This window comes from Stenotrophomonas sp. YJH_SMC_119, assembly GCF_059368315.1.
On record NZ_JCAFRP010000008.1, the window covers coordinates 152,671 to 174,866 of the forward strand.

Consider the following 22,196-nt stretch of genomic DNA (forward strand, 5'->3'; position numbering starts at 1 on the left):
CCCGGCTCACAACTTCAGGTCGAGCAACCCATCACCCAGATCCTCGTCAGACAACGTCTGCTGGATCAGGGCCCGATGCGCCTGCTCGCTCCACAATTCGAACTTGTCGCCCATACCGAGCAATACCGCCTTCTTCTCAATGCCCACCGCACCGCGGTGGCTGGCGGGGATGCTGATGCGACCGTTGCCGTCCAGTTCCAGATGGGCGGCCGAGCCGACCAGCTTCTGCTGCAACAGGCGCACGACGCGCTGGGTGTTGGGCTTGGACATGACGTCGTCGCGGACCCGCTCCCATTCCGACTCTGCATACAGCCACAGGCAGCCGGCTTCGAACGGGTTGTAGGTCAGCACGAGACGGTTGTTGCTGGCGCGCGCGACGAGGTCGCGGTAAGCGGTGGGAACCGCCATGCGCCCTTTATCGTCAACTGTGATGGCCGTCTCGCCCTGGAACACGACGCGTGCACCTATCCTTCGCCCGGTGAAACATTGAACCACGAAAACCCACAAAACACCCGGATTTCCCTCTGATGCCCACCTTAGCAGCGGCCGAAGGGTTGTCAACAACTTTTCAGCGGGGAAATCGCCAGCCGCATCAATGGCTTGCAACAACCTTTAGAGAATTGTTCAAGGCTTATCCACAAGTTGCTGATCCGTCTCAATTTTTGAGATTGAACGGAAGTTCAGGGCTGTGGACAAGGCGTGAAACATTGCCCGCGCATTCATCCGGAACCGGCCGGAAACGCCGCCGGACTGCGCAAACGATGCACAATGAGGCCATGTGCCTGCTCGCTCTTGGCTGGATGCACCACCCGCGCTGGCGGCTGGTGATGACCGGCAACCGTGATGAGTTCCACGCCCGCCCGACCGCGGCGCTGGCCCCCTGGCAGGATGAGACCTCCGTCATCGGAGGGCGCGACCTGCGCTCCGGCGGTGGCTGGGCCGGCGTCGGCGCCGGCGGCCGCACGGCCGTGGTCACCAATGTCCGTGATCCGCTGGCCGCACAGACCGGCCCGTCCCGGGGTGCACTGGTGGCCGACTTCCTGCGCGGCCGCGACTCCGCCGCCGTGCATATCGACCGGCTGGCCACCGTGGCGGGCGCGTATGCACCCTTCAACCTGCTGCTGGCCGATGGCGACAGCCTGGAGTACCTCGGCAACCACCCCGCCGAGCGCCAGAGCCTGGGCCCGGGTGTGCATGGCATGTCCAACGGCGCGCTGGACGCGCCCTGGCCGAAGACCCGCAGGTTGATGGCTGCGCTGTCGGCGTGGCTGCAGGCCGGCGATGAGGACCTGGCCCCGCTCTGGAAGGCCCTGGCCGACGAACACCGCCCCGCCGACAGCGACCTGCCCGACACCGGCATCGGCCTGGAACGCGAGCGCTGGCTGAGCCCGGCCTTCATCCGCGGCGACGATTACGGCACCCGCGCCAGCACCGTGCTGCTGATCGACGCCGGTGGCCACGGCGAGATCCACGAGCGCCGCTTCGGCCCGCAGGGTGCAGCCAACGGACAGAGCCACGTCATTTTCTGACCCGGTAGTGCCGGCCGCCGGCCGGCATCTCTTTCCAGCAGGGTAGTGCCGGCCGCTGGCCGGCAACCTCCGGATTTTCGGGCAGGCCACGCAGCTGCCGGCCAGCGGCCGGCACTACCCGCTCCAGGACTGCCAACGGCGTCATTCAGCTTCCCGGCGCAGCGCCTTCTCGCCCGCGCCACAGGGCCTGCGCCGCTGCGGTCATCCCACTGTGCCCTTTTTGCGTCTCGCACTGTGTCTATAAATGCCGCCCGCAACCTCCCAAGGTGGTCATGCCCGGCGCCATGCCGCGCGATCCACATCCACATGGAGGCCCCATGCGCCGTACCCTCATCCTGCTCGCCACCCACCTGCTCACCCTCGGCCTGGGCTTCGGCCTGGGCATCTACCTGCTGCCGATCCTGATCGCTCCCGATGACCCGCCGGTCGCGAAGGTGCAGGCGGCAATGGGCGACGCCCGCTACCACACCACCTTCCGTCGCCACCTCAAGGGCAGCGACGCGGTGCACTGGGCCGAAGGCAAGGTCAGCGTCAGCGCCCGCCAGGTCGCGTTCGACGGCAAGATGGGCCCGGGGCCGGACTACAAGGTCTACCTGGTCCGCGACTTTGTCGACAACAAGGCCGATTTCCTGAAGATCAAGGCGCAGGCACAGCGCATCGGCGAGGTGAAGACCTTCAACCGCTTCCTGGTGGAGGTGCCTGCGAACGTGGACGTGGACGACTACACCACCGTGGTGGTGTGGTGTGAACGGTTCGAGCAGTTCATCTCCGCCGGGCAATACCGTACGCCGGGTTGAGGACCGCGCGACGTCGAGGTAGTGCCGGCCGCTGGCCGGTATTCTGTCCGCCGCTGCTGGCAGCGTGAATCTGCCGGCCAGCGGCCGGCACTACCGATGCGCGGTTCACGCATATGGAAGCACGCATGTAGAAGAAAGAGGCGGAGCCGGCCGATAAGCCGGGTTCTGTCGTGGACAGTCATTCCTCTAGGCGTTACGTCACCGCAACGCTCAAGCAACCTACCCGGATCCAACGCGGGCCGCGCCAAAGGATCCCTATTTGGTCTTGCTCCAGGTGGGGTTTGCCGTGCCGGTCTGTTGCCAGACTCGCGGTGCGCTCTTACCGCACCATTTCACCCTTACCGGCCTTCCGAAGAAGACGTAGGCGGTATCTTTCTGTTGCACTTTCCGTCGGCTTGCGCCGCCCAGGCGTTACCTGGCACCTTGCCCTATGGAGCCCGGACTTTCCTCGGCACCCCCGAAGGGATGACGCGACTGTCTGGCCGGCTCCGCCAGCGCATATTCTAGCGCACGCACGTCCTTCCTGCCGTGCCGATCGCGGCGTCCGGTTCATCCATCCACGCATGGCGTGGATCTACCGATGTCGCTGCCCTGGTGGGTGCAGATTCCGATCTGGTGGGTGCGGACCTTGGTCCGCACGATCCATCAACTCCCGTACAACGCCTTGCGCGGTGCACCGGTCAACTCGGCGGCGAGCTTGGCGGCGGTCGACGGCGGCAGGTGCTCGCTCAGCTTCGCGTAGACGCGGCGACCATGCGCCAGCTGCGCTTCCTCGTCGTCACCAGCACCCTGCACCATCACCACGAACTCGCCCTTGCGCTGGTTCTCGTCGGCTTCCACCTTGGCCAGCAGTCCCGCCAGATCACCATCGAGCACGGTCTCGAACAGCTTGGTCAGCTCGCGTGCCAGCACTGCCGGGCGCTCGCCGCCGAAGATCGCCGCCATGTCGGCCAGCGATTCGGCGATGCGGTGCGAGGATTCGTAGAACACCATCGTGCGCACTTCGCCGGCCAGCGCCTGCAGGCGGTCGCGACGGCCACTGGCCTTGGCCGGCAGGAAGCCCTCGAAACTGAAGCGGTCGCTGGGCAGGCCCGCCACGCTCAGCGCGGCAATGGCGGCGCAGGCACCGGGAATCGGGCTGACCTTGATGCCGGCCGCACGGGCAGCACGCACCAGGCGGAAGCCGGGGTCGCTGACCAGCGGGGTGCCCGCATCGCTGACCAGCGCCAGCGATTCGCCCGCCTGCAGGCGCGAGACCAGGCGTTGCGACAGGGCCTCTTCATTGTGTTCGTGCAGGGCCACCAGCGGCTGCTGGATGCCGAAATGGGACAGCAGCTGGCCGCTGCGGCGGGTGTCCTCGGCACAGATGGCCGCCACCGAGCGCAGCACCTCCTGCGCGCGCGGGCTCAGATCGGCCAGGTTGCCGATCGGGGTGGCGACGACGTACAGGGTTGGGACACTCATTTCAGCGGTACTCACGGGGCAAGGGTAGAATCGTAGCGTGTACCCGGCCAAGGCCGCTGCCCTCATCGCATGGACCCGATCATGAACAAGCCCGCCGCACGGATCTCCGCCCTGTCGTTGTCGCTGATGCTGCTGGCCGGCTGTGCCACCACCAGCCTGACCAGCGCGCCCGAATCGCCGGCCCAGAGCCAGGCGCTGGCGCTGATCGAACAGGGCAAACCGCGCGACGCCGCCCTGCAATTGGAAGCGCTGGCCGCAACCCTGAAAGGTGGCGCCCGCAGCAACGCCCTAGCCGATGCCGCCTGGGCCTGGCACCTGGCCGGCGACAGCGCTCGCGCGCGCAGCCTGCTGGGCCAGCTCACCGCCCGCCAGCTGACCGGCGCCAGCCTGCAGCGCTACCAGCTGACCGGCGCCGAGCTGGCACTGGCCGACAAGCAGCCGGCGCAGGCGCTGGCACTGCTGAAGGACAGCGGCGACAACGTACTGCCGGCCCTGCGCACGCGCTGGTACGTGGCACGCGCGAATGCCCTGCAAGGCACCGGCGACAGCTTCGGCGCCGCCGCCGAGCGCGCCCGCGCGCACGCCAGCCTGACCGGCAGCGCCCGCAGCGAAAACCAGGCCGCCATTGCCGGCCTGCTCGGCACGCTCGACGACGCTACCCTGCGCAGCCGTGCCGCCGCCCTGCCGGCCAACGACCCGCTGTACAACTTCGCTGGCCGTGCGCTGATCGCACGCGGCCTGCCGCTGCCGCGCCCGTTCGACCGCGACGGCGCCGCCCAGTTCGATACCAGCAAGCGCCCGCCGGCGATGAGCGACGGTTACCGCCCGCCGGCCAAGCTGGCCGTGCTGCTGCCGCTCAGCGGCCGCCTGGCCACCGCCGCGCAGCCGGTGCGCGATGGCCTGCTCGCCGCCTACTACGGCGAGACCCGCCGCCGCCCGGACATCAACTTCATCGACACCGCCGGTACCCCGGCCGGTGCGCTGGCCGCATATGACAAGGCCGTCGCCTCCGGTGCCGACTTCGTGGTCGGTCCGCTGGGCCGCGACGAAGTGGACGCGGTGTACGGCCGCCAGCAGCTGCAGGTGCCGGTGCTGGCACTGAACCGTGGCAAGGACGCGCCGCCGGCCGGCAGCGCCGGTTTCTCGCTGGCGCCGGAAGACGACGGCATCGTCGCCGCCGAATACCTGCGTGGCCGCGAGCGCGGCAAGGCGCTGGTGATCAACAGCGCCGACGATACCGGTCGCCGTGCCGCCGCCGCCTTCGCCCAGCGCTTCGCCCAGCGCGGCGGCCAGGTGGTGGCCACGGTCGGCGTCAGCGATGCGGTTGGCGATGTCGGTGCGCAGGTGCGCAATGCCGGCCAGGTCGATGCCGTGTTCCTCGCCGTGCGCGCCCCGCAGGCTCGCCTGCTGGCGCCGCAGCTGGCGCTGGCCGGTGCCGGTGGCGCCACCCGCGTCGGCACCTCGCAGCTGACCGTCGGCAGCGGCAAGATGGAAGAAGACGTGGCGCTGGACGGCATCGTCTACCCGAACGAAGCCTGGAACGTGCGCAGCGTGTCGGGCCTGCCGTCGGCCAGCCAGGTCGCCAGCACCCTGCCCAGCGCACGCGGTGCGGCCGGCCGCCTGTTCGCCTTCGGCGCCGATGCCTGGAAGATCACCGCCTACCTGGACAAGCTGTCCAACGAAGGTGGCCTGGACGGTGCCACCGGCACCCTGTTCCTGGACAGCAACGGCAACATCCTGCGCCAGCCGGCCTGGTCCACCTTCAATGGCGGCCGGCCGATGCCGATCGTCGGTGGTCGCTGAGCGCAGCCAACGGGGCTCGGCGGTGGAAGCCGCCGCCGAGCAGCATCTGCAACGGGCCGGACTGCAGCCGCGTGCGCGCAACGTGCGTTATCGTGGCGGTGAGCTGGACCTGGTGATGGACGACGCCGGCACCGTGGTGTTCGTGGAAGTGCGCTATCGCGCGCGATCGGATTTCGGTGGCGGCGCGGCCTCGGTGGATGTGCGCAAGTGTCGGCGCCTGGCACATGCCGCATTGTTGTACCTGCAGGACCATCCCGCGCTGGCCGATGCGCCGTGCCGCTTTGATGTGGTGGAAGCTACGGGCGAGCCGCCGCAGTTGCAGTGGCTGCGCGATGCGTTCCGGTTGGATGATTGCTGATGGCTACCGTTTGCTTTGGTAGAGGCCGACCTTGGTCGGCGCTTCTGTGCCAACCAAGGTTGGCAGCTACCAGAGCGCAGCCTGGCCGGCACGACCATGGTGCGTGACTGATGCCTTCGATCATCACCCATGCCGCTGTGCCTCTGGCGCTGTGGTGCGCCGCGGATCGTGGCCGCATTCCGGCATGGCTGCTGGCCGCCGGTGTGGTCGCCGCGATGCTGCCCGATGCCGATGTACTGGCCTTTGCCCTGCATATTCCCTATGCCGATGCGTTCGGCCATCGCGGTGCCAGCCATTCGTTGTTGTTTGCCGGGGTGTTGGCCGCATTGGCGGCGTTGTGGTCTGCATTGTGCCAACCCAGGTTGGCACCTACCAAGGCGCGGCCAACGGTGGCATCGACCATGCAAGCCACCGTGTTCGTCTTCATCTGCGCGGCCAGCCATCCCCTGCTCGACGCCATGACCTCCGGCGGCCTTGGCGTTGCCCTGGCCTGGCCGTGGAGCGAACAGCGCTTCTTCGCCCCGTGGCGGCCGATCCGCGTTTCACCGTTTGCCCCGCAGTTCTTCAGCGCGCGCGGCATCGCTACCCTGCTCTCTGAACTGCGCTGGGTCTGGCTGCCGCTGGCCGGCGCCGTTGTTGCCTGGAAACTGATCCAACCCGCTCCTGCTGCCCCACGAGATCTGTCATGAGTACTGCCCTGCCCGCCGCATTGATTGCCGAACTGTCTGCCCTGCTGGGCGCGGAGGGCTGGCGCATGGATGACAACGCGCTGGAGGCGAACGCGCAGGACAACTCGTGGCGCCACCAGCGCCCCGCTGCCGTCGCGCTGCCCGCCAGCGTCGAACAGGTGCAGGCACTGGTGCGTGCCTGTCGCGTGCATGGCGTAGCGCTGGTCGCGCGCGGCGCCGGCACCGGCACCACCGGTGCAGCCGTGCCGTTGCCGGGCAGCATCGTGTTGTCGTTCACCCGCATGGACCGCATCGTGGAGATCCGTGCCGGTGATCGCTGCGCCGTGGTGCAGCCCGGCGTGCTCAATGGAACGCTGCAGCAGGCGCTGGCGCCACATGGCCTGTTCTGGGCACCGGACCCATCCAGCGCGGAGATCTGCAGCGTGGGTGGCAACCTGGCCTGCAACGCCGGTGGCCCGCGCGCGGTGAAGTACGGCACCAGCCGCGACAACGTACTCGGTCTGGTCGCCGTCACCGGCACCGGCGAGGTGATCCGCTGCGGTGGTGCCTACACCAAGGATTCCACCGGCTACGACCTCACCCACCTGCTGGTGGGCAGCGAAGGCACGCTGGCGCTGATCGTGGAAGCCACCCTCAAGCTCACTCCGCTGCCGGTCAGCCAGGCCGGGCTGCGCGTGTTGTACCGCGATGCGGATGCCGCCGCAGCCGCCGTGTCGCGGTTGATGTCGCAGCCGGTGGTACCCACCCGCCTGGAATTCATGGACGCACGCAGCCTGGAGCTGCTGCGGCTCAATGGCGCCGATGTTCCGGAGGCCGGTGCGATGCTGCTGGTCGAGGCCGATGGTGACCACGACACCCTGCCCTATCTGTTGCAGGCATTGGCCAGCGCCGCCGAAGGCGACGGCATGATCGAGCTGGACGTGGCGATGGAAGGCCGCGCGCGCGACCAGCTGTGGGCGGCGCGCAAGGCGCTGTCGCCGGCACTGCGGACGGTCGCGCCCGGCAAGATCAATGAAGACGTGGTGGTGCCAGTGTCGCGCATTCCGGAACTGGTGGCCGGTGTACAGGCATTGGCGCGCGACTACACGCTGACCATCGTCACCTTCGGTCACGCTGGCAACGGCAACCTGCACGTCAACATTCTTTACCACCCGGACGACGCCGACGAGAACGCACGCGCGCATGCCGCACTGCCGAAGATCTTCGAACTGACGCTGTCACTGGGCGGCACGCTGTCCGGCGAGCATGGCATTGGTTTGGCCAAGCGCGATTTCATGGCCCAGGCGTTCAGCCCGGCCACGCTGGCGACGATGCGCGCGATCAAGGCCGCGCTGGACCCGGACGGCATCCTCAATCCAGGCAAGGTGCTGCCGCTGGCATAGGCCGCGTGCACTCCTTTAGGGCCGAGCCCATGCTCGGCTGCTCGTCGACCCGGTCCCGATCAAGCCCGCGCTGCGCGTGGCAAGCCGAGCGTGGGCTCGGCTCTACAAGGACTTGTCGCTTGCACTATCGATCAGCGTCTGCCGGAAGCTGGGCAGCAGCACGCGGTTGCCATGCCCACTCAGGTGATCATTGTCGAAGAACAGCGGTTCACCCTCTTCCACCGCCGAGCAGGTCTGCGGCCCGCACAGCAACGGTAGCGGGTCCCACACCGTGAGCCATGGATAGCGCGCCGCCAGCTCGGCCAGCAACGCCATCTGCGGCGCGCGCAGCCTTTCCAGATCGGCACGCGGCATGCTCAGGCCACCGGCACAGGCAGGATTGCGGCGGTTGAACCAATCCGAACAACGGTAGGCCCCGGCCTTGAACAACGGCAGCGGTGCATCCACAACCACGTGCACGGCCAGCTCCTGCAAACGCCCAAGAACACGATCAGCCTCGTCACGCGCGGCCTGTGCATGGGCCGGGGTGCGCTCGTCCAACAGCTGTTGATAGATCTGTTGTGCATCCTGGCGCTGCCAATCGAACCCACGCAGCTCCGGCATGCGCAATGCTGCCAGCAGCACGATGTCACCCGGACGCGCCTCACGCTCGATATTCGACAATGCGTTTTCAATGAAGTCCCGACAGTCGGCCGGGCTGGCCCGCAGTAGATTGACGAAGCTGCAACCACCGCGGTCATCCTGGCGCATCTCCATGCCGGTCTGGCGCGCGACCATGCTGGTCATGGTGCGGTAGGCCGCCGCATGCGAATCCCCCACCACGAACAGGCGCCGCCCTTCGAGCGCCGGCGCGCTCACCGGCTCCAGCGACCGCCATGCGGGATAGCGACGCGCCTGCCATGCGTAGCCATCGCGGGTAACGCTGAGCGAGATCTGCTCGTGGTATTCCACCGTAGCCCACGCGCCTGCGCCGCATAGCGCGACCACTGGCAGCCCCATCGCCAGCACCTTGGCCGGTGCCAGCCGCAGCAGCGGCGCCGCACTGCGCAGCGGGCGCTCGATGAAGTGGTAGGACGCGGCCGACACCGCCAGCAGCAGTACCGGATACAGCCACAGCGCAGCACCGTGCAGGCCGCAGGTCCAGCGCAGCAGCACCAGCAGCGGCCAATGCCACAGGTACAGCGAGTAGGACAACCGGCCCAAGTAGGCCAGCGGTGCGCAGCCCAGCGCACGCCCAATGCGCGATGTATCCGGTGCCGACACGCTCGCCAACAGCATCAACGTACCGGCCACGGTGGCCAGCACGCCCGGAACCGGCATCGCCAGCTGCGGTGCGATCACCACGCCTGCACCCAGCAGCACCAGACCGATCACTGCAACCGCATCACCGTTCCGGCCCAGCGTACGCGTGCGCATCCACTGGTACAGCAGCGCGCCCGCAGCCAGCTCCCAGAACCGCGCCGGCAGCAGGTAGAACGCTGCCGCCGGTGCCGTCTGCGCCTGCCAGCCTGCCCACGCCAGCGACAGCAGGGTGAGCACCGGCAACAGCCAACGCGACCACGGCCAGCGCTCACGCCCGCGCAGCCACACGAAGAACAGCAGCGGGAAGACCAGATAGAACTGCTCCTCCACGCCCAGCGTCCACGTGTGCAGGAACGGATTGAGTTCCGCACCGGGCGAGAAATAGTCGTCCTGCTGGCCGGCCAGCACGATGTTGCTGAGGCCGACCAGCGCGGCCCAGCCGGTCTGGTCGAACTGCTCATTGCGCCACGCGCGGGGAATGAACAGTGCCGACAGCACGAAGGTCGCCATCAGCATCACCAGCAACGCCGGCAACAGGCGCAGCACGCGACGCCGATAGAAGTCGAGCAGCACCGCGCCCAGCGACGCATGCGTACGGGAGGCCAGCGACTGGCTGATCACGAAACCGGACACCACGAAGAACAGGTCCACGCCGGTGAACCCCCCGGGCAGCCACGTGGCGTTGGTGTGGAAGACGACGACGGCCAGCACCGCCACTGCACGCAGGCCGTCGATGGCAGTGTTGTGCGAACGTTCGGAAGGGGACATGCGCGTGGTCAGTAGCGAGCGATCCGGCAGCATCGCCACCGGCTGCACAGTCACTCAATGGACAATCACGACAGATGGGGCCTTCGTTCAGATACAGTCAAGACTTCGATCCTGCCATCTGCTTCTCCGCGCGGTGTACCCCAGTCGACTGACGACCATTCCCCCCTCGCCGGCACATCGGCAAGGCGAGATAGGTCGTCATTGCCGTACGCGCACGTCATCCGGCATGGAGGTGAAGCATCCATTCGCAATGGCAAGCTCATTGGAACCTGAGTTCTTCCCCATGCAGCGACTGGATGAAGACTACTGGTAGGTTGCTGTGATGGTGATCTCGGTCTGCACCGAGCCCGCGTTGATACCACTGGTGGAGGGCAGGTAGTAGCCCGCACGCAGCGTGTAGCTGGCCGTCGCGCCAGTCACTATGACAGGAATGTCCTTGTCTCCCTTCTTCAGAGGTGTCGATCCGCTCGCGCCTGCCAGCAGCACAATGGAAAGGCCCTTGGCGGGCTCGCTCGTCGCCGTGTTTTTCCACCGCAGGGCATCGCCCTCCGCAGCGGTCCCGTCAAAGGAAAGCAGTGCCTTGGTGACGCCGATGCATCCGGTGAAATTCAGATTGCTGGTCTTGAGATTGTTGTTGCCCACATTGAGTGCATCGGCCTTGACGCTGTCGAGCGTGATGGCGGGGGTGGCCAGCGCACAGGTACCCGGCAACACTCGGCCACTGATGGAAAGTGTCTGGCTGCTGGCCGGCGATGCGGCCATCAGCAATGCAAGCATGGCCGGCAGATGACGGTACTGATCGATCATGGAGATTCTCCTGGAGCAAGCGAAGATTGAATGTCAGGACCTGGAATCGCGGTCTCTACCCGCAACCCGGCGTCGCCCATTGGCGTGCACAGCGCCTGGGTCCAGGACAGGCCATAGGCGTCAGGCTTGGCGGGCATGCGGTACAGCAGTCGACAGCGGCTGGGGCCATCGGCATCGACGATCAATGCTCCTTCATCCTGGGCACCGCGCAGATGAATCACGCCCCCCTGCCCAACGGCTCCGCGCGGCGTGCCGTTCTCCTCCTGCACGCGCGCGGCAAACGGCAACGGCTGCCCAAGCGCGTCCGTCGCATCGATGAACAAGGAGCGCTCGCGTCGCACTTCGAACGGAACACGTACGATGCTGCCCGCTGTCGGCGCGATGCGCCGGGAGGTCTGTAGGAGTTCCACTTCCAGCGGCAAACCGGACGGGTCAAGATCAATGCGGTTCCAGCGGTAAGGGCTGATGTGCGGCAGCAGCGCATAACCACGGCGATCAACACGGAGATCAGCACCGGCTCCGATGCGGGCGCCGTGCGCGCCGGGCGCCTGCACCAGCGCAAATCCCTCTCCCACTGGCTGCCCCAGGGTGATCCCACCACGGTGCAAGGCGATGCTGCCAGCGGCCCCCAGCGTGTGACTGCTGAAATGCCCGGCTCGGGTGAAGCCCGCGCTGAGATGTGCGTAGCGGCCTTGATAATCGGCGAATGCAGTGCTGCTGCGTACCCCGCCCGCCCGCTGCTCTCCAGACAGTGAATAGTTGAGCGCGCGACGCTCTCCCACCGCACCTGTCAGGCTCAGCTGGGCCTGGCCTCCACCGTCAGAGCGACCCACGCGGGTGCTGGTCCGCTGCGTGCTGCCGTGGGATCCCAAGGGCAGACTGACCGTGAGGTCGTAGCGGGTGTCCTGACGACCGTTTCCCTGCCGGAAACGCATGACGGATACGCCGTAGTTGACCTTCCCCGCAACGGTATTGAAGCTCAGCTGCAGATCATTCTGGCGCTGCGTGCTGTCCCAGTACGCGACGTGGCCGCCGTCGAGATGCAGGCTGCTGCGCTCCCCGATCCTCTGTGAGAAGTTCAGCTGGTAGCGCTGGCGCGCACGTCCCACTGGATGCCACTCGTCCGGGCGGGCCGTTGCCAGATCGTGCAGCGTGAGGAAGCCCCGGGTGCTGTAACGATACGCCGCAAGCCCGAAGTTGGTGCCACTTTCTGCCAGGTAGCGCTGATAGTTCACCCGGTAGCTGTTGCCGATCAGGGGCCGCCCGTCCGCCTGGCGGGCGCGCGAATGGGTGACGTCCATGCCCAGCGCGCCGACAGGAGTGTTGACCGCCACCCCCAGCAGGCCGGCACCGTATCCTTCAGCCAGCTGCAATCCCCCGAGAGCTGTCAGTCGATTGTTCAGTCCATGCGCATGGGTGGCCTCGGCGAAGCCCAGCCGCTGCAGGACGTGACGGCCTCTTAGTGCACCGGCGGTCACGCTTGAGCGGGACGTACCCGCGCGCAGCGCCTGTGGCACCGCCGAGAAGCTGACGGTGAACTGCTGCTGCCGGCCATCGGCTTCCACTACGATCACCTGCAGGTCACCACCAAAGTTGGTGGGATACAGATCGTCTATCGCGAACGGCCCTGGAGCGACGTTTACTTCATGGATGACAACACCGTCCTGCTCGATGCGCACCACTGCACTGCTGTCGGCAATGCCACGTACCACCGGTGCATATCCGCGCAGTGAATCAGGCAGCATCCGTTCATCACTGGCGATACGCACCCCCGTGAACGGCACACTGTCAAACAGCTGCCCACTGGTGTTGCCCTCACCCAGCAACAGCTGGCTGTTCCACCCGGGAATGTCACGCTGGGCGTAACTGTTGATGGTGGTACGGCGCACCTGCCCCCGCGCATGGTTGAAGGCGGTGCGATGGCGGAAGCGCCAGCTCCCGATGTTCGCACCCATGCGCAGGCCGAGGTGGCTGCGATCGACGCCTGCACTACGGCCATGGCTGGCGCTGTAGTCCACGAACAGGGCGTTGATGCCTGGATCACGTAGCTCAACCGGCACCAGGCCTCGTGCCGCCCTCGCCTGTGCAGCCTGCGGCACGGAGATCAGCAGCTGCAGCGTGCCGCTGTCGAATGTCACTGTTGCCCCCGCGATCACGGACGGCAGGTCGATACAACCCGTTGCCCGCTCCAGCGCCATTCGATAGGTGGCCTGCAGTTCCAGCTCCCGCAGCAGATCCGCAGACAGGCAGGCACCCGCCCGGTCAGGGTCGTCGCCCGCTACGAAGGTGATGTCGCGTGTCTGCAGGTACTGGCCGTTGACCAGCACATCAACGCGGTAGTCGCCTGCGGGCATGGGGTTGCCGCGCACATAGCGACGCATATCGATGGTTCGCCCACCCACGAGGAAGCCGTCACTGAATTCAAGGCCCGTTTCGGTCTCCGCGTGGGCAGGTAACGCCAGTCCCGACAGAGCGAATGCCATGGCCGATGCAAGCCGTGAAGCACACAGACCTGGACGCGGCGTAGTGGAAGGGATCATGCCCGCATTCCATTCATGCGCGACGCACCTCAGTAGTAATCTGCCAGCAACGTTGCTTCACCACGTATCGATCCGGTGCGCAGCGTCCCGGTCGTGCGCAGGTAGCGCGCACTGAATGGAACCGGCAGGGTACTGCCTGATGCGGCGCCATGGGTCCAGGGGGCTTTCATCCGCACAGGATTCCCTCCACTGAGGATCTGCACTGCCACACCATTGGCGGTACTGCCCGGCGCCGCCTTCAGCGTGTTTGACGTGCTGGCAGGATCGTGAACGTCCACCAGCTCCAGAACCAGTCGGCGCCCGGAGGCGGCACAGCTGACGCGCACATTGAACGACTTCTCGCCCGCGCTGCCGTTGCGCTGCAGGGTTACCGCGTCCACCGGATCCAGGTCGACGTTCTGCGGAGTGACCGCGCAGGTCTGGGCACGAAAGCGGAAGCCAAGGTTGAAACGATGGAACCCACCCGTGCCGCCAGACGTCGTGCGCAGGGAGCCCGCAGGCCGGCGGGCCACGTCGTGCATTGGTCCGCCCCGTGAGAACGCGATGACCTGCATGGTGACGTTCTTTCTTGCTCCATTCAGCGAGTACCGGCTCGGAACACCGTCGCGCAGCGGAACGCCACCTTCCTCGACCTCCTCGATCGGGCATTCGGGATCGGATATTTCGCAGCCACCATAGCTGTAGCTGAAGGCCAACAAGGGCGAGGTGGAATCCATTTCGTAGGCGGCAATGGCACGGCTCCCCCAGGGCACGTCGCGAACGTACTTCATTCCAGACAGCTGAAGCAGCTCCTCCATCTGCGTTTCGCCTGCATCGCAGACCAGCGTCAGCGATCCAGATCGGAATCCCAGAGTGACATCGGCGCGCTCGGTAAAGGCGACGTCGAAAACGTGATCCAGCTGTGCGTCGCCCCCCGGTGCGCGGCAGGTCGCGCTCGCACTGAAAGCAACCGTCGCTCCCAACAGGGCGAGCCAGCCAGCGTATGCAGGACAGAGCGACATCATTGGCATCTACTGGGGCAAAGGCGGGGACACGCACCGTACGCGCTTGCCGAGCCATCGCCCATGCAGAAAGTTGCAATTGCCGCAATGACGGGCTTTTGCAACATTCTTCATATCGTTGGGGACTACACCCGGACAGACTCCCGCCAACCCACGACATCGCTGTCGTGCAGGATTCCATTGCAGAGAGAACAGTCCATGCCCCTTCAAACGCAACTGCTGTGCGGGGCCTTCCTGGCCCTGACGATTCCCTCCCTGGCCCACGCCGAGCGCCTGGAAATCACCGGATCGCTGGAAACGTCCACCTGTACGGTCGGCACGACCGGTGGCGCGATCACCGTGCCGATGGGCAAGGTTGATCTTGTCTCGGTGAACGCGGCAACACGTGCAGGCCAGAAGAACTTCACCATCAACCTTGACTGCAGCGGCTCCGGTGCCGCGCAGAAGGTTGGCGTCCGCTTCGGTGGTACGCAGCATGACAGCACCGGCAATCTCGCACTGACAGCGGCCTCGACAGCACGCAACGTCGGGGTTGCGCTGTATGACGCGGACGACAATCACCAGCGCATCGGTGATGACCCGACGCGGTGGCTGACGATTGCCGCCGGTGGCAGTGGACAGCTGACGTATAGCGCCTGGTACGCATCGCCCTCACAGAATGCGCAGGCCGGGCAGGCCAACGCATCCGGTGACTTCGTTGTTCTCTACGACTGACTTCCGTGGCAGCCTGGCCGGATGCGCCAGGCTGTCGTCGTCCAGCGAGGCGCCGCATGAAATTCTCATTCCTTTCGGGGCTGTCCGCGTTGCTGGCTGCCCTATTCGCCCTTCCCGGCCAGGCCGCCGTGACACTGCAGGGAACCCGCATCGTGCACGATGCCGCCAAGGGCCGCGATGTCACAGTGAAAGCGAGCAACGTCGGCGAGCAGCCTGCCATGACCCAGGTCTGGATCGACGATGGCGACAGCCACGCACGACCGGAAGATGTACGCACGCCCTTCCGGCTGACGCCGGCCGAACCGCGCCTGCTGCTGTCACAGCATGCCCAGGCATTTCGCATCACCTATGCACCGCGCCCCTCGGATCCGCCGGTGCCCATGGATCGCGAGTCGGTGTTCTACTTCAATCTGTTGGACATACCGCCCAAGCCTTCCGGAACTGCAGACCGCAACCTGCTTCAGTTCGCAGTGCGCACGCGGGTGAAACTGTTCCATCGCCCGGCAGGGCTGCCGGGCAATGCGCGCGATGCGGCAGCTGCCCTGCTGTGGTCCGGCGATGGCGATGGCCTGCAGGTGCGTAACCCAAGCGCGTACCACGTGTCGCTGAGTTCGTTGACGCTTGCCGACGGCCGCAGCGTCGAGGTGGACATGATCGCGCCGGGAGCACAGGTACGCTATGCACTGCCGGATGGCGCAGTCATCCCAGCGTCAGTGTCATTCACATGGCTGGATGACTACGGCACACCTCGCGATGCGGAAGCCCGCGTTGAGCGGTAGACCCGTGTCGCTGATGCAGAGCCGAGCTTGCGCCCACCTTTCATGTATTGCGTAGAAGCAGCCGAGCATGACTCGGCTCTACAGGATACGAATCGTGTGCAGACCTTTGCCGGTCACGCGAAGTGCTGGTAGCCGCCGTCGGCGGCTTCGCCATCCACGTGCACGCCTTGCCCTTCGGCAATGCGGCCGATGCGGGTGAGCGGCAGATCCAGTGATTCGGCCAGGTAATGCAGCGCATCGCGCTGGTCGGCGGCGGCGGTGAAGCACAGCTCGTAATCGTCGCCGCCACGCAGTGCGCACTCACGCGCGGCTTCACGACCGAGCAGCTCACGCAGTGCATTCGAAATCGGCAACAGATCGGCATCAACGTGTGCAGCCACTGCGCTGCGCATGGCGATGTGGCCGAGGTCCGCCAGCAGGCCGTCGGACACGTCCACCGCCGCATGCGCGAACGCACGCAGGCGCAGGCCGAGGGTGACGCGCGGCGTCGGCCGCAGCAGGCGCAGACGCAGGCTCTCGTAGTCGGCCAGCAACGTGGCGGTGGCCAGGTTCAGCGCGCCCTGCTGCCACAGGCGCAGCGCACCGGCGGCATCGCCCAGCGTGCCACTGACCCAGATGTCGTCGCCCACCTGCGCGCGGTCGCGGCGCAATGCCTGGCCACGGCCGACCTGTCCCATCGCAGTAACCGACAGCGACAGCGGGCCACGCGTGGTATCGCCACCAATCAGTGCAATGTCATGCTGGTCGGCGAGGGCGAAGAAGCCATCGGCGAAGGCCTCGATCCAGTCTTCAGAGGCTTCCGGCAGGGACAGCGCCAGCGTGCACCACGCCGGGCGCGCGCCCATCGCGGCGAGGTCCGACAGGTTGACCGCCAAGGTCTTCCAGCCAATGTCGAAGGCCCGGGTTTCCACCGGGAAATGCACACCGCTGTTGAGCGTGTCGGCGGTGACCACCAGCTGTTCGTTGGCCCGCGGCTGCAGCAGCGCAGCGTCATCGCCGATGCCGAGCAGGATGTCGTCGCGCTCGAGGGTGCGGGCGCGGATACGGTCTATGAGGGCGAATTCGGCCAGGGACATGGGGCGTTCCGGCGGGTTGCATGGATGGGCGGCGGGCGCGGATGCCGACCAGGTGAACCGGCTGGGGGGGGGGTAGAGTCGACTGTCAGTCGACTGCTCTCCGGTCCGACACTACGACTGCTGATCGAAAGGCAGTCGACTGACAGTCGACTCTACCGAAGCAGATTCCCGCGCCGTTCAATGAACGATGCGGGACGCAGCGGGTCAGTGACCCGATTCGACCTTGCGCCATTCCACGGCGGCACGATCCAGCACGCCGTTGACGTAGGTGTGGCCATGTTCGGAACCAAAGCGCTTGGCCGATTCGATGGCTTCGTTGATCACCACGCGGTACGGCACGTCCAGGCGATAACGCAGCTCGTAGCCGGCCAGGCGCAGCACCGCGCGCTCGATCGCGTCCACTTCCTCGATGCCACGGTCCAGGTACGGGCCGAGGGCTTCGTCAATATCACGACGGTTGTCGAGCACACCGTGCAGCAGCGCCTCGAAATACGCCAGGTCGGCGATTTCACGGGCCTGCTCGTGGGCGAACTGGGCGATCAGCGACTGGGCGTTGCCGCCAGAGATCTGCCAGGCGTAGATGGCCTGCACGGCGCGACGGCGTGCGCGCGAGCGCAGCACCGGGTCGACGCCATCGCGGCGGACGGGTTTACCGGAGGGCTTGCCCTGGGTGTTCTTGTTCATGGCAGCTGCTCCAGAAGGTTGACCATTTCCAATGCGGCGAGTGCGACTTCCTCGCCCTTGTTGCCGTGGCTGCCGCCTGCGCGGGCCTCGGCGTCTTCAACGCGTTCCACCGCCAGCACGCCGTTCAGCACCGGCACGCCGAAGTCCAGCTGCACGCGCATCAGGCCTTCGGCGCAGCGGTCGGCCACGTGTTCGTAGTGGCGGGTGTCGCCACGGATCACGCAGCCCAGGGTGAGGATGGCGGCGTGTTCATGGGCGGCGGCCAGGCGCGCGGCCACCAGCGGCAGCTCCCAGGCACCCGGCACGCGGATCACGTCGATGTTGGCTTCGGCGATGCCGTTGCCGGCCAGGCTCTGGCGGGCGCCGGCGACCAGCGTATCGGTGATGCGGGCGTTCCAGCGGCTGGCCAGGATGGCGAAGCGCGCCGATTCGGGAGTGCGAAGATCGCCTTCGTAGTGGCTCATATGCGGCTTGGGGGATTCGATTAAGGGGTAATTCTAGCGTGGATGGGTCCCGGCCGTGGCTGGCGGGGGCGCAAGGGCGTGCCGACCAACGGTCGGCACCCACCGGTGGCATGGGGTCGGCACCCACCGGTGGCATGGGGTCGGCACCCACCGGTGGCATGGGGTCGGCACCCACCGGTGGCATGGGGTCTGCACCCACCGGTAGTGCCGGCCGCTGGCCGGCAATTCCCATTACAGGGTGACCGCCTCCACCACTTCCAGGCCGTACCCGGCCAGGCCGATCTGGCGGCGCGGGGTGCCCAGCACGCGCAGCTTGCCCAGGCCCAGGTCGGACAGGATCTGCGCGCCGGCACCGTTGCGGCGCCACTGGCTCACGTCCTTGTCCTTGCCCGGTACCACCGGCGCCGGCTGCTGGCGCAGGCGGGCCAGCAGGGCTTCACCGTCGCGCGGGGCCTGCAGCACCACCATCACGCCGGCGCCTTCGGCATCGATCGCGCGCAGGGCATCGGTGGCAGCCACGCCGAAGTCGTCACGGCGCCAGTGCAGCAGGTCGGCCAGCGGATTCTCCACCTGCACGCGCACCAGGGTCGGGGTTTCCGCATCCGGCGTGCCACGAACCAGCGCGAAATGCAGGTCATGGGCGATGCGGTCACGGTAGGTCACCAGCTTGAACGGGCCGAACTCGGTGTCGATCTCGCGCTCGTCCACGCGTTCAACGGTCTTTTCGGTGGCCAGGCGGTAGGCGATCAGGTCGGCGATGGAGCCCATCTTCAGGCCATGCTCGCGGGCGAACACTTCCAGCTCCGGGCGGCGCGCCATGCTGCCATCCGGGTTCAGGATCTCCACCAGCACGCCGGCCGGTTCCAGCCCGGCCAGCATGGCCATGTCCACGGCGGCTTCGGTGTGGCCGGCGCGGGTCAACACGCCGCCCGGCTGGGCGATCAGCGGGAAAATGTGGCCCGGCTGGTGCAGGTCCGACGGCTTGGCGTTGGGCTTCACCGCGGTGCGGATGGTGTGGGCGCGGTCATGCGCCGAGATGCCAGTGGTGACGCCCTCGGCGGCCTCGATGCTGACCGTGAAGTTGGTCTGGAACTGGGCGGTATTGGCCTGCACCATCGGCGCCAGGCCGAGATCGGCGGCGCGGGTACGGTTCAGCGGCAGGCACACCAGGCCACGGCCATGGGTGACCATGAAGTTGATGTCGCTGGCCTTGACCAGCTCGGCGGCCATGATCAGGTCGCCTTCGTTCTCCCGGTCTTCGTCGTCGACGATGACGACCATGCGGCCCAGGCGGATGTCTTCCAGGATGTCCGGAATCGGGGCGAAATTCATGCGACATCTCCCTGTGGGTGCTGACCGTTGGTCGGCACACTGATCAGTCGTTCCACATAACGGGCGACCAGGTCGATTTCAAGATTGACCGCGCTACCCACGCCCGAGGCGGAGAAGGCGGTGTTGGCCACCGTGTGCGGGATCAGTGCGACTTCAAAGCCCTCATCGTCCACTTCGTTGACGGTGAGGCTGACGCCGTCCACGCAGATCGAGCCCTTCTTGGCGATGTAGCGGCGCAGCGCGGCCGGCGCGCCGAAACGCCAGCGCTGGGCACGTGCGTCTTCGTGGATGGACAGTACCTGGCCAAGGCCGTCGACGTGGCCGCTGACCAGATGGCCGCCGAGGCGGTCGGTCGGCCGCATGGCGCGCTCCAGATTGATGACCGCCCCTTCGCCCAGCTGGCCCAGCGTGGTCAGGCCCAGGGTCTCGGTGGAAGCATCGGCCTGGAAGCTGTTGGTGTCGAATGCGATGACGGTGAGGCAGACGCCGTTGATAGCAATGCTCTCGCCCATCTGCACGTTGTCGAACGGCAGATTCCCGACATTGAAGGTGAAGCGGACATCGCCGCCGATGGGTTCGCGTGCGACCAGACGGCCGACGCCTTCGATGATTCCAGTAAACAAGAAACGTTCTCCGCGAAAAGTGAGCGAAAAACGCCGCAAGGCAAACAGGCGCACGCAGGGCAAGAGCCCTGTGGCACCGTCTTCTTTCATCCGGACTATGACCGTCGGCTCCGGCATTGGACCGGATCTGCTGACCCCCGGCCGTGGGCCGGGGCGCTCGCGGGCTCGTGCTTGCGCACCTACCGCCGGTGGGGAATTGCACCCCGCCCTGAAGACGTTTGTGTACCGGCGAACCGGCGTGGCTAGTGTACCAGCCCGGGCTGAACGGGGTCGGATGCCACAGCTGTGACGGCCGTCGCTCGCAATTTGTAAAACTTTCATTAAAATTCTGCCCCGGACGACATGATGTCGCCACGGGCAGCCGCGAGGGCAGGCCCGCCAATGGACTGAAATTCACAGGAATTCCCATGCGCAAGATCCTGATCGTGGCCGCCCTGCTGGCCGCCGCCCCGTTCTCGGCTTCGGCCGACGCCCTGAGCTACACCTACGTCGAAGGCGGCTGGACGCAGGTCAAGACCAACGACGACCTGCTGGATGACCCGAAGGTCGACGGCGGCTATCTGCGTGGCTCGGTCGCCCTGTCCGAACAGGTCCATGTGTTCGGTGGCTGGACCTACGCCAGCAAGTCGTACAACTACGACTACGGCTCCTACAAGCTGAAGCTGAACCAGCCGGAGCTGGGCATCGGCTACCACATGCCGTGGACCGACCGCGTCGACTTCACCGCTGACGCCGCCTGGGTCCGCCAGCAGGCCGAAATCACCGTCAACTCCGATTTCTACGGCCGCCTGCGCAACAAGGACCACACCAACCTGGGCCGCGTCACCATGGGCATCCGCGGCAAGCCGTCGCGCATGACCGAAGCCTGGGCCAAGGCCGGTTACATGGACGGCGGCAACAACTTCAAGGGCACCTGGGTCGGCACCGTCGGCGGCCAGATCAACTTCACCAAGACCTGGGGTCTGGTGGGCGAAATCTCCGGCTACCGCGACGTCACCCAGTACTCGGTTGGCGTGCGCGCCAGCTTCTGATCCAACGATCGCTCCTCGTCGTGCGATCGAACGGGCCCCGCAAGGGGCCCGTTTTTTTGTCCGCTGCACACCGTCACCTGGCTGCATCGCGCCATCGAAAGTGTGGGCAGATGCGCTAGGCTTGCGCGCGTCTCGAACAGGAAAACACCGTCATGAAGACCCCCACCCGAACCCTTCTGGCCAGCGTGCTGCTGTGCGCCCCGCTGATTGCCAGCGCAGCACCGGCCCAACTGACGCCCGAGCAGGCCTTCGACCTGTATGCACGCGTGCTGCTGGAAGACGACGCGGCCGCCACGCGCACGCTCAACGACGCACTGAAGCCGGCGTTCGAGGGCCAGGACGCCGTGACCCCGACCCCGGGTGCGCTGGCCAAGGCCTTGGCCGAACCCTGGCAGACGGTACTGGCCGGCACCGGCGCCAAGGTCGACGCTGCGGCCACCGAAGCGCTGTATGCCAAGGCGCTGCGTGATTCGAAGTGCCGCGCGACCAAGAGCGTGATCGAAGACAACGAATACGTTGAAGACCAGAAGCTGGCGCGGATCAGCTACAGCTGCCAGGTGCCCGACCTGGGCAAGGTCCGGCCGCTGTTCGCCGCCAGCCTGGCCGACGATGCCAGCCCGGCCGCGCGCAAGCAGTTCACCGATGCCTATACCCAGGCACTGCAGAGTGGCGCGCGCGTTCCGGCCAGCGGCACCTTCACCCTGTACCCGGCCAAGGACAATGGCTACTGGTACAGCGGCAACTTCGATGATCTGGTGGGTACCGTGGCCGGTGCGCTGGCACCGTTCGAGGACTGGATGCAGGACGCGCAGGCGGCCAACGCGCCGAAGGTGACCGGCGTTCCGGGCTGCGACCTGTTGCTGCAGCAGCACCGCAGTTGCGTGGCGAAGATCGCACCGGACCAGATCGGCGGCGTGGACGCGATGGCCGAGGAACTGAAGGCCAAGGCCAAGGTGAAGTCGGCCGACGAGATGACGCAGGAGTGCAAGGCACTGCGCCCGATCGCCGAGATGATGTGGACCGACGCGTGCGCGTGAGCCACGTATAGAGCCG

General features: G+C 66.5%; 21 protein-coding genes, 1 other RNA gene and 1 riboswitch. Of the genes, 10 read left to right on the forward strand and 12 right to left on the reverse strand.

Features of this window, described 5'->3' with window-relative positions; translation table 11 throughout:
• Positions 1-6: 6 nt before the first annotated feature.
• Positions 7-453, reverse strand: a complete 447-nt coding sequence (gene mraZ, locus AC5P6S_RS14000; protein WP_004143635.1) for a division/cell wall cluster transcriptional repressor MraZ — start codon at positions 451-453, stop codon at positions 7-9.
• Positions 454-776: 323 nt separating this feature from the next.
• Between mraZ and AC5P6S_RS14005 the strand changes: the two genes are divergently transcribed.
• Both AC5P6S_RS14005 and AC5P6S_RS14010 read left to right on the forward strand, forming a co-directional pair.
• Positions 777-1,529: an NRDE family protein gene (locus tag AC5P6S_RS14005; RefSeq protein ID WP_495204642.1), complete on the forward strand. Its 753-nt coding sequence runs from the start codon at positions 777-779 to the stop codon at positions 1,527-1,529.
• 317 nt (positions 1,530-1,846) lie between these two features.
• Positions 1,847-2,326, forward strand: a complete 480-nt coding sequence (locus AC5P6S_RS14010) for a DM13 domain-containing protein (protein WP_495204643.1) — start codon at positions 1,847-1,849, stop codon at positions 2,324-2,326.
• Between the two features lie 138 nt (positions 2,327-2,464).
• Here the strand turns inward: AC5P6S_RS14010 and rnpB are convergent.
• Positions 2,465-2,816: RNase P RNA component class A (gene rnpB / locus AC5P6S_RS14015), an RNA gene on the reverse strand.
• 155 nt (positions 2,817-2,971) lie between these two features.
• Positions 2,972-3,790 (reverse strand): 16S rRNA (cytidine(1402)-2'-O)-methyltransferase, encoded by an 819-nt coding sequence (gene rsmI, locus AC5P6S_RS14020; RefSeq protein WP_005408070.1) that lies wholly within the window; start codon positions 3,788-3,790, stop codon positions 2,972-2,974.
• 81 nt (positions 3,791-3,871) lie between these two features.
• Here rsmI and AC5P6S_RS14025 point away from each other — a divergent pair, with 81 nt between their 5' ends.
• From AC5P6S_RS14025 to AC5P6S_RS14040, 4 genes are all read left to right on the forward strand, one after another.
• Complete coding sequence (locus AC5P6S_RS14025) at positions 3,872-5,593, forward strand: penicillin-binding protein activator (RefSeq protein ID WP_049459446.1); 1,722 nt, start codon at positions 3,872-3,874, stop codon at positions 5,591-5,593.
• On the forward strand, positions 5,583-5,951 hold the full coding sequence (locus AC5P6S_RS14030; protein WP_012479149.1) for a YraN family protein: 369 nt from the start codon (positions 5,583-5,585) through the stop codon (positions 5,949-5,951). The genes AC5P6S_RS14025 and AC5P6S_RS14030 overlap by 11 nt, the downstream gene beginning before the upstream one ends.
• 110 nt (positions 5,952-6,061) lie before the next feature.
• Entirely contained in the window at positions 6,062-6,640 is a 579-nt protein-coding gene (locus AC5P6S_RS14035; protein ID WP_012479148.1) for a metal-dependent hydrolase, read from the forward strand.
• Positions 6,637-8,022 (forward strand): FAD-binding oxidoreductase, encoded by a 1,386-nt coding sequence (locus AC5P6S_RS14040; protein ID WP_012479147.1) that lies wholly within the window; start codon positions 6,637-6,639, stop codon positions 8,020-8,022. The genes AC5P6S_RS14035 and AC5P6S_RS14040 overlap by 4 nt, the downstream gene beginning before the upstream one ends.
• A gap of 102 nt (positions 8,023-8,124) precedes the next feature.
• Here the strand turns inward: AC5P6S_RS14040 and AC5P6S_RS14045 are convergent, their stop codons facing one another.
• From AC5P6S_RS14045 to AC5P6S_RS14060, 4 genes are all read right to left on the reverse strand, one after another.
• Complete coding sequence (locus AC5P6S_RS14045; RefSeq protein ID WP_495204646.1) at positions 8,125-10,125, reverse strand: acyltransferase family protein; 2,001 nt, start codon at positions 10,123-10,125, stop codon at positions 8,125-8,127.
• A 270-nt stretch (positions 10,126-10,395) separates the two neighbouring features.
• Positions 10,396-10,899, reverse strand: a complete 504-nt coding sequence (locus AC5P6S_RS14050; RefSeq protein WP_012479145.1) for a fimbrial protein — start codon at positions 10,897-10,899, stop codon at positions 10,396-10,398.
• Positions 10,896-13,382, reverse strand: coding sequence for a fimbria/pilus outer membrane usher protein (locus tag AC5P6S_RS14055; protein WP_099470549.1), 2,487 nt, complete (start codon positions 13,380-13,382; stop codon positions 10,896-10,898). The genes AC5P6S_RS14050 and AC5P6S_RS14055 overlap by 4 nt, the downstream gene beginning before the upstream one ends.
• Positions 13,383-13,468: 86 nt before the next feature.
• Entirely contained in the window at positions 13,469-14,440 is a 972-nt protein-coding gene (locus AC5P6S_RS14060) for a fimbrial protein (RefSeq protein ID WP_012479143.1), read from the reverse strand.
• Between the two features lie 198 nt (positions 14,441-14,638).
• On the opposite strand from AC5P6S_RS14060, the gene AC5P6S_RS14065 reads away from it, so the two are divergent.
• Together AC5P6S_RS14065 and AC5P6S_RS14070 are read left to right on the forward strand one after the other, a co-directional pair.
• Positions 14,639-15,154 carry a fimbrial protein gene (locus tag AC5P6S_RS14065; RefSeq protein WP_043033817.1) on the forward strand — a complete coding sequence of 172 codons (516 nt, stop codon included), beginning with the start codon at positions 14,639-14,641 and terminating at the stop codon, positions 15,152-15,154.
• A 56-nt stretch (positions 15,155-15,210) separates the two neighbouring features.
• Positions 15,211-15,933: a fimbrial biogenesis chaperone gene (locus AC5P6S_RS14070; RefSeq protein ID WP_065183599.1), complete on the forward strand. Its 723-nt coding sequence runs from the start codon at positions 15,211-15,213 to the stop codon at positions 15,931-15,933.
• Positions 15,934-16,046: 113 nt separating this feature from the next.
• Here the strand turns inward: AC5P6S_RS14070 and thiL are convergent, their stop codons facing one another.
• The 5 genes from thiL to AC5P6S_RS14095 form a co-directional block, all read right to left on the reverse strand.
• Positions 16,047-17,009 carry a thiamine-phosphate kinase gene (gene thiL / locus AC5P6S_RS14075; RefSeq protein WP_495204644.1) on the reverse strand — a complete coding sequence of 321 codons (963 nt, stop codon included), beginning with the start codon at positions 17,007-17,009 and terminating at the stop codon, positions 16,047-16,049.
• Between the two features lie 204 nt (positions 17,010-17,213).
• A complete protein-coding gene (nusB, locus tag AC5P6S_RS14080; protein WP_012479139.1) occupies positions 17,214-17,693 on the reverse strand; it encodes a transcription antitermination factor NusB in 480 nt (159 codons plus the stop codon).
• Positions 17,690-18,157 (reverse strand): 6,7-dimethyl-8-ribityllumazine synthase, encoded by a 468-nt coding sequence (gene ribH, locus AC5P6S_RS14085; protein ID WP_012479138.1) that lies wholly within the window; start codon positions 18,155-18,157, stop codon positions 17,690-17,692. The genes nusB and ribH overlap by 4 nt, the downstream gene beginning before the upstream one ends.
• A 231-nt stretch (positions 18,158-18,388) precedes the next feature.
• Positions 18,389-19,489 (reverse strand): 3,4-dihydroxy-2-butanone-4-phosphate synthase, encoded by a 1,101-nt coding sequence (gene ribB / locus AC5P6S_RS14090; RefSeq protein ID WP_012479137.1) that lies wholly within the window; start codon positions 19,487-19,489, stop codon positions 18,389-18,391.
• Positions 19,486-20,112 (reverse strand): riboflavin synthase, encoded by a 627-nt coding sequence (locus AC5P6S_RS14095; protein ID WP_012479136.1) that lies wholly within the window; start codon positions 20,110-20,112, stop codon positions 19,486-19,488. Before AC5P6S_RS14095 ends, ribB begins: the two co-directional genes overlap by 4 nt.
• A gap of 74 nt (positions 20,113-20,186) precedes the next feature.
• Positions 20,187-20,332: riboswitch (FMN riboswitch) on the reverse strand.
• Positions 20,333-20,519: 187 nt separating this feature from the next.
• On the opposite strand from AC5P6S_RS14095, the gene AC5P6S_RS14100 reads away from it, so the two are divergent.
• Together AC5P6S_RS14100 and AC5P6S_RS14105 are read left to right on the forward strand one after the other, a co-directional pair.
• Positions 20,520-21,143 carry a hypothetical protein gene (locus AC5P6S_RS14100; RefSeq protein WP_012479135.1) on the forward strand — a complete coding sequence of 208 codons (624 nt, stop codon included), beginning with the start codon at positions 20,520-20,522 and terminating at the stop codon, positions 21,141-21,143.
• Between the two features lie 152 nt (positions 21,144-21,295).
• Positions 21,296-22,180 (forward strand): hypothetical protein, encoded by an 885-nt coding sequence (locus tag AC5P6S_RS14105; protein ID WP_012479134.1) that lies wholly within the window; start codon positions 21,296-21,298, stop codon positions 22,178-22,180.
• Positions 22,181-22,196 lie beyond the last annotated feature (16 nt).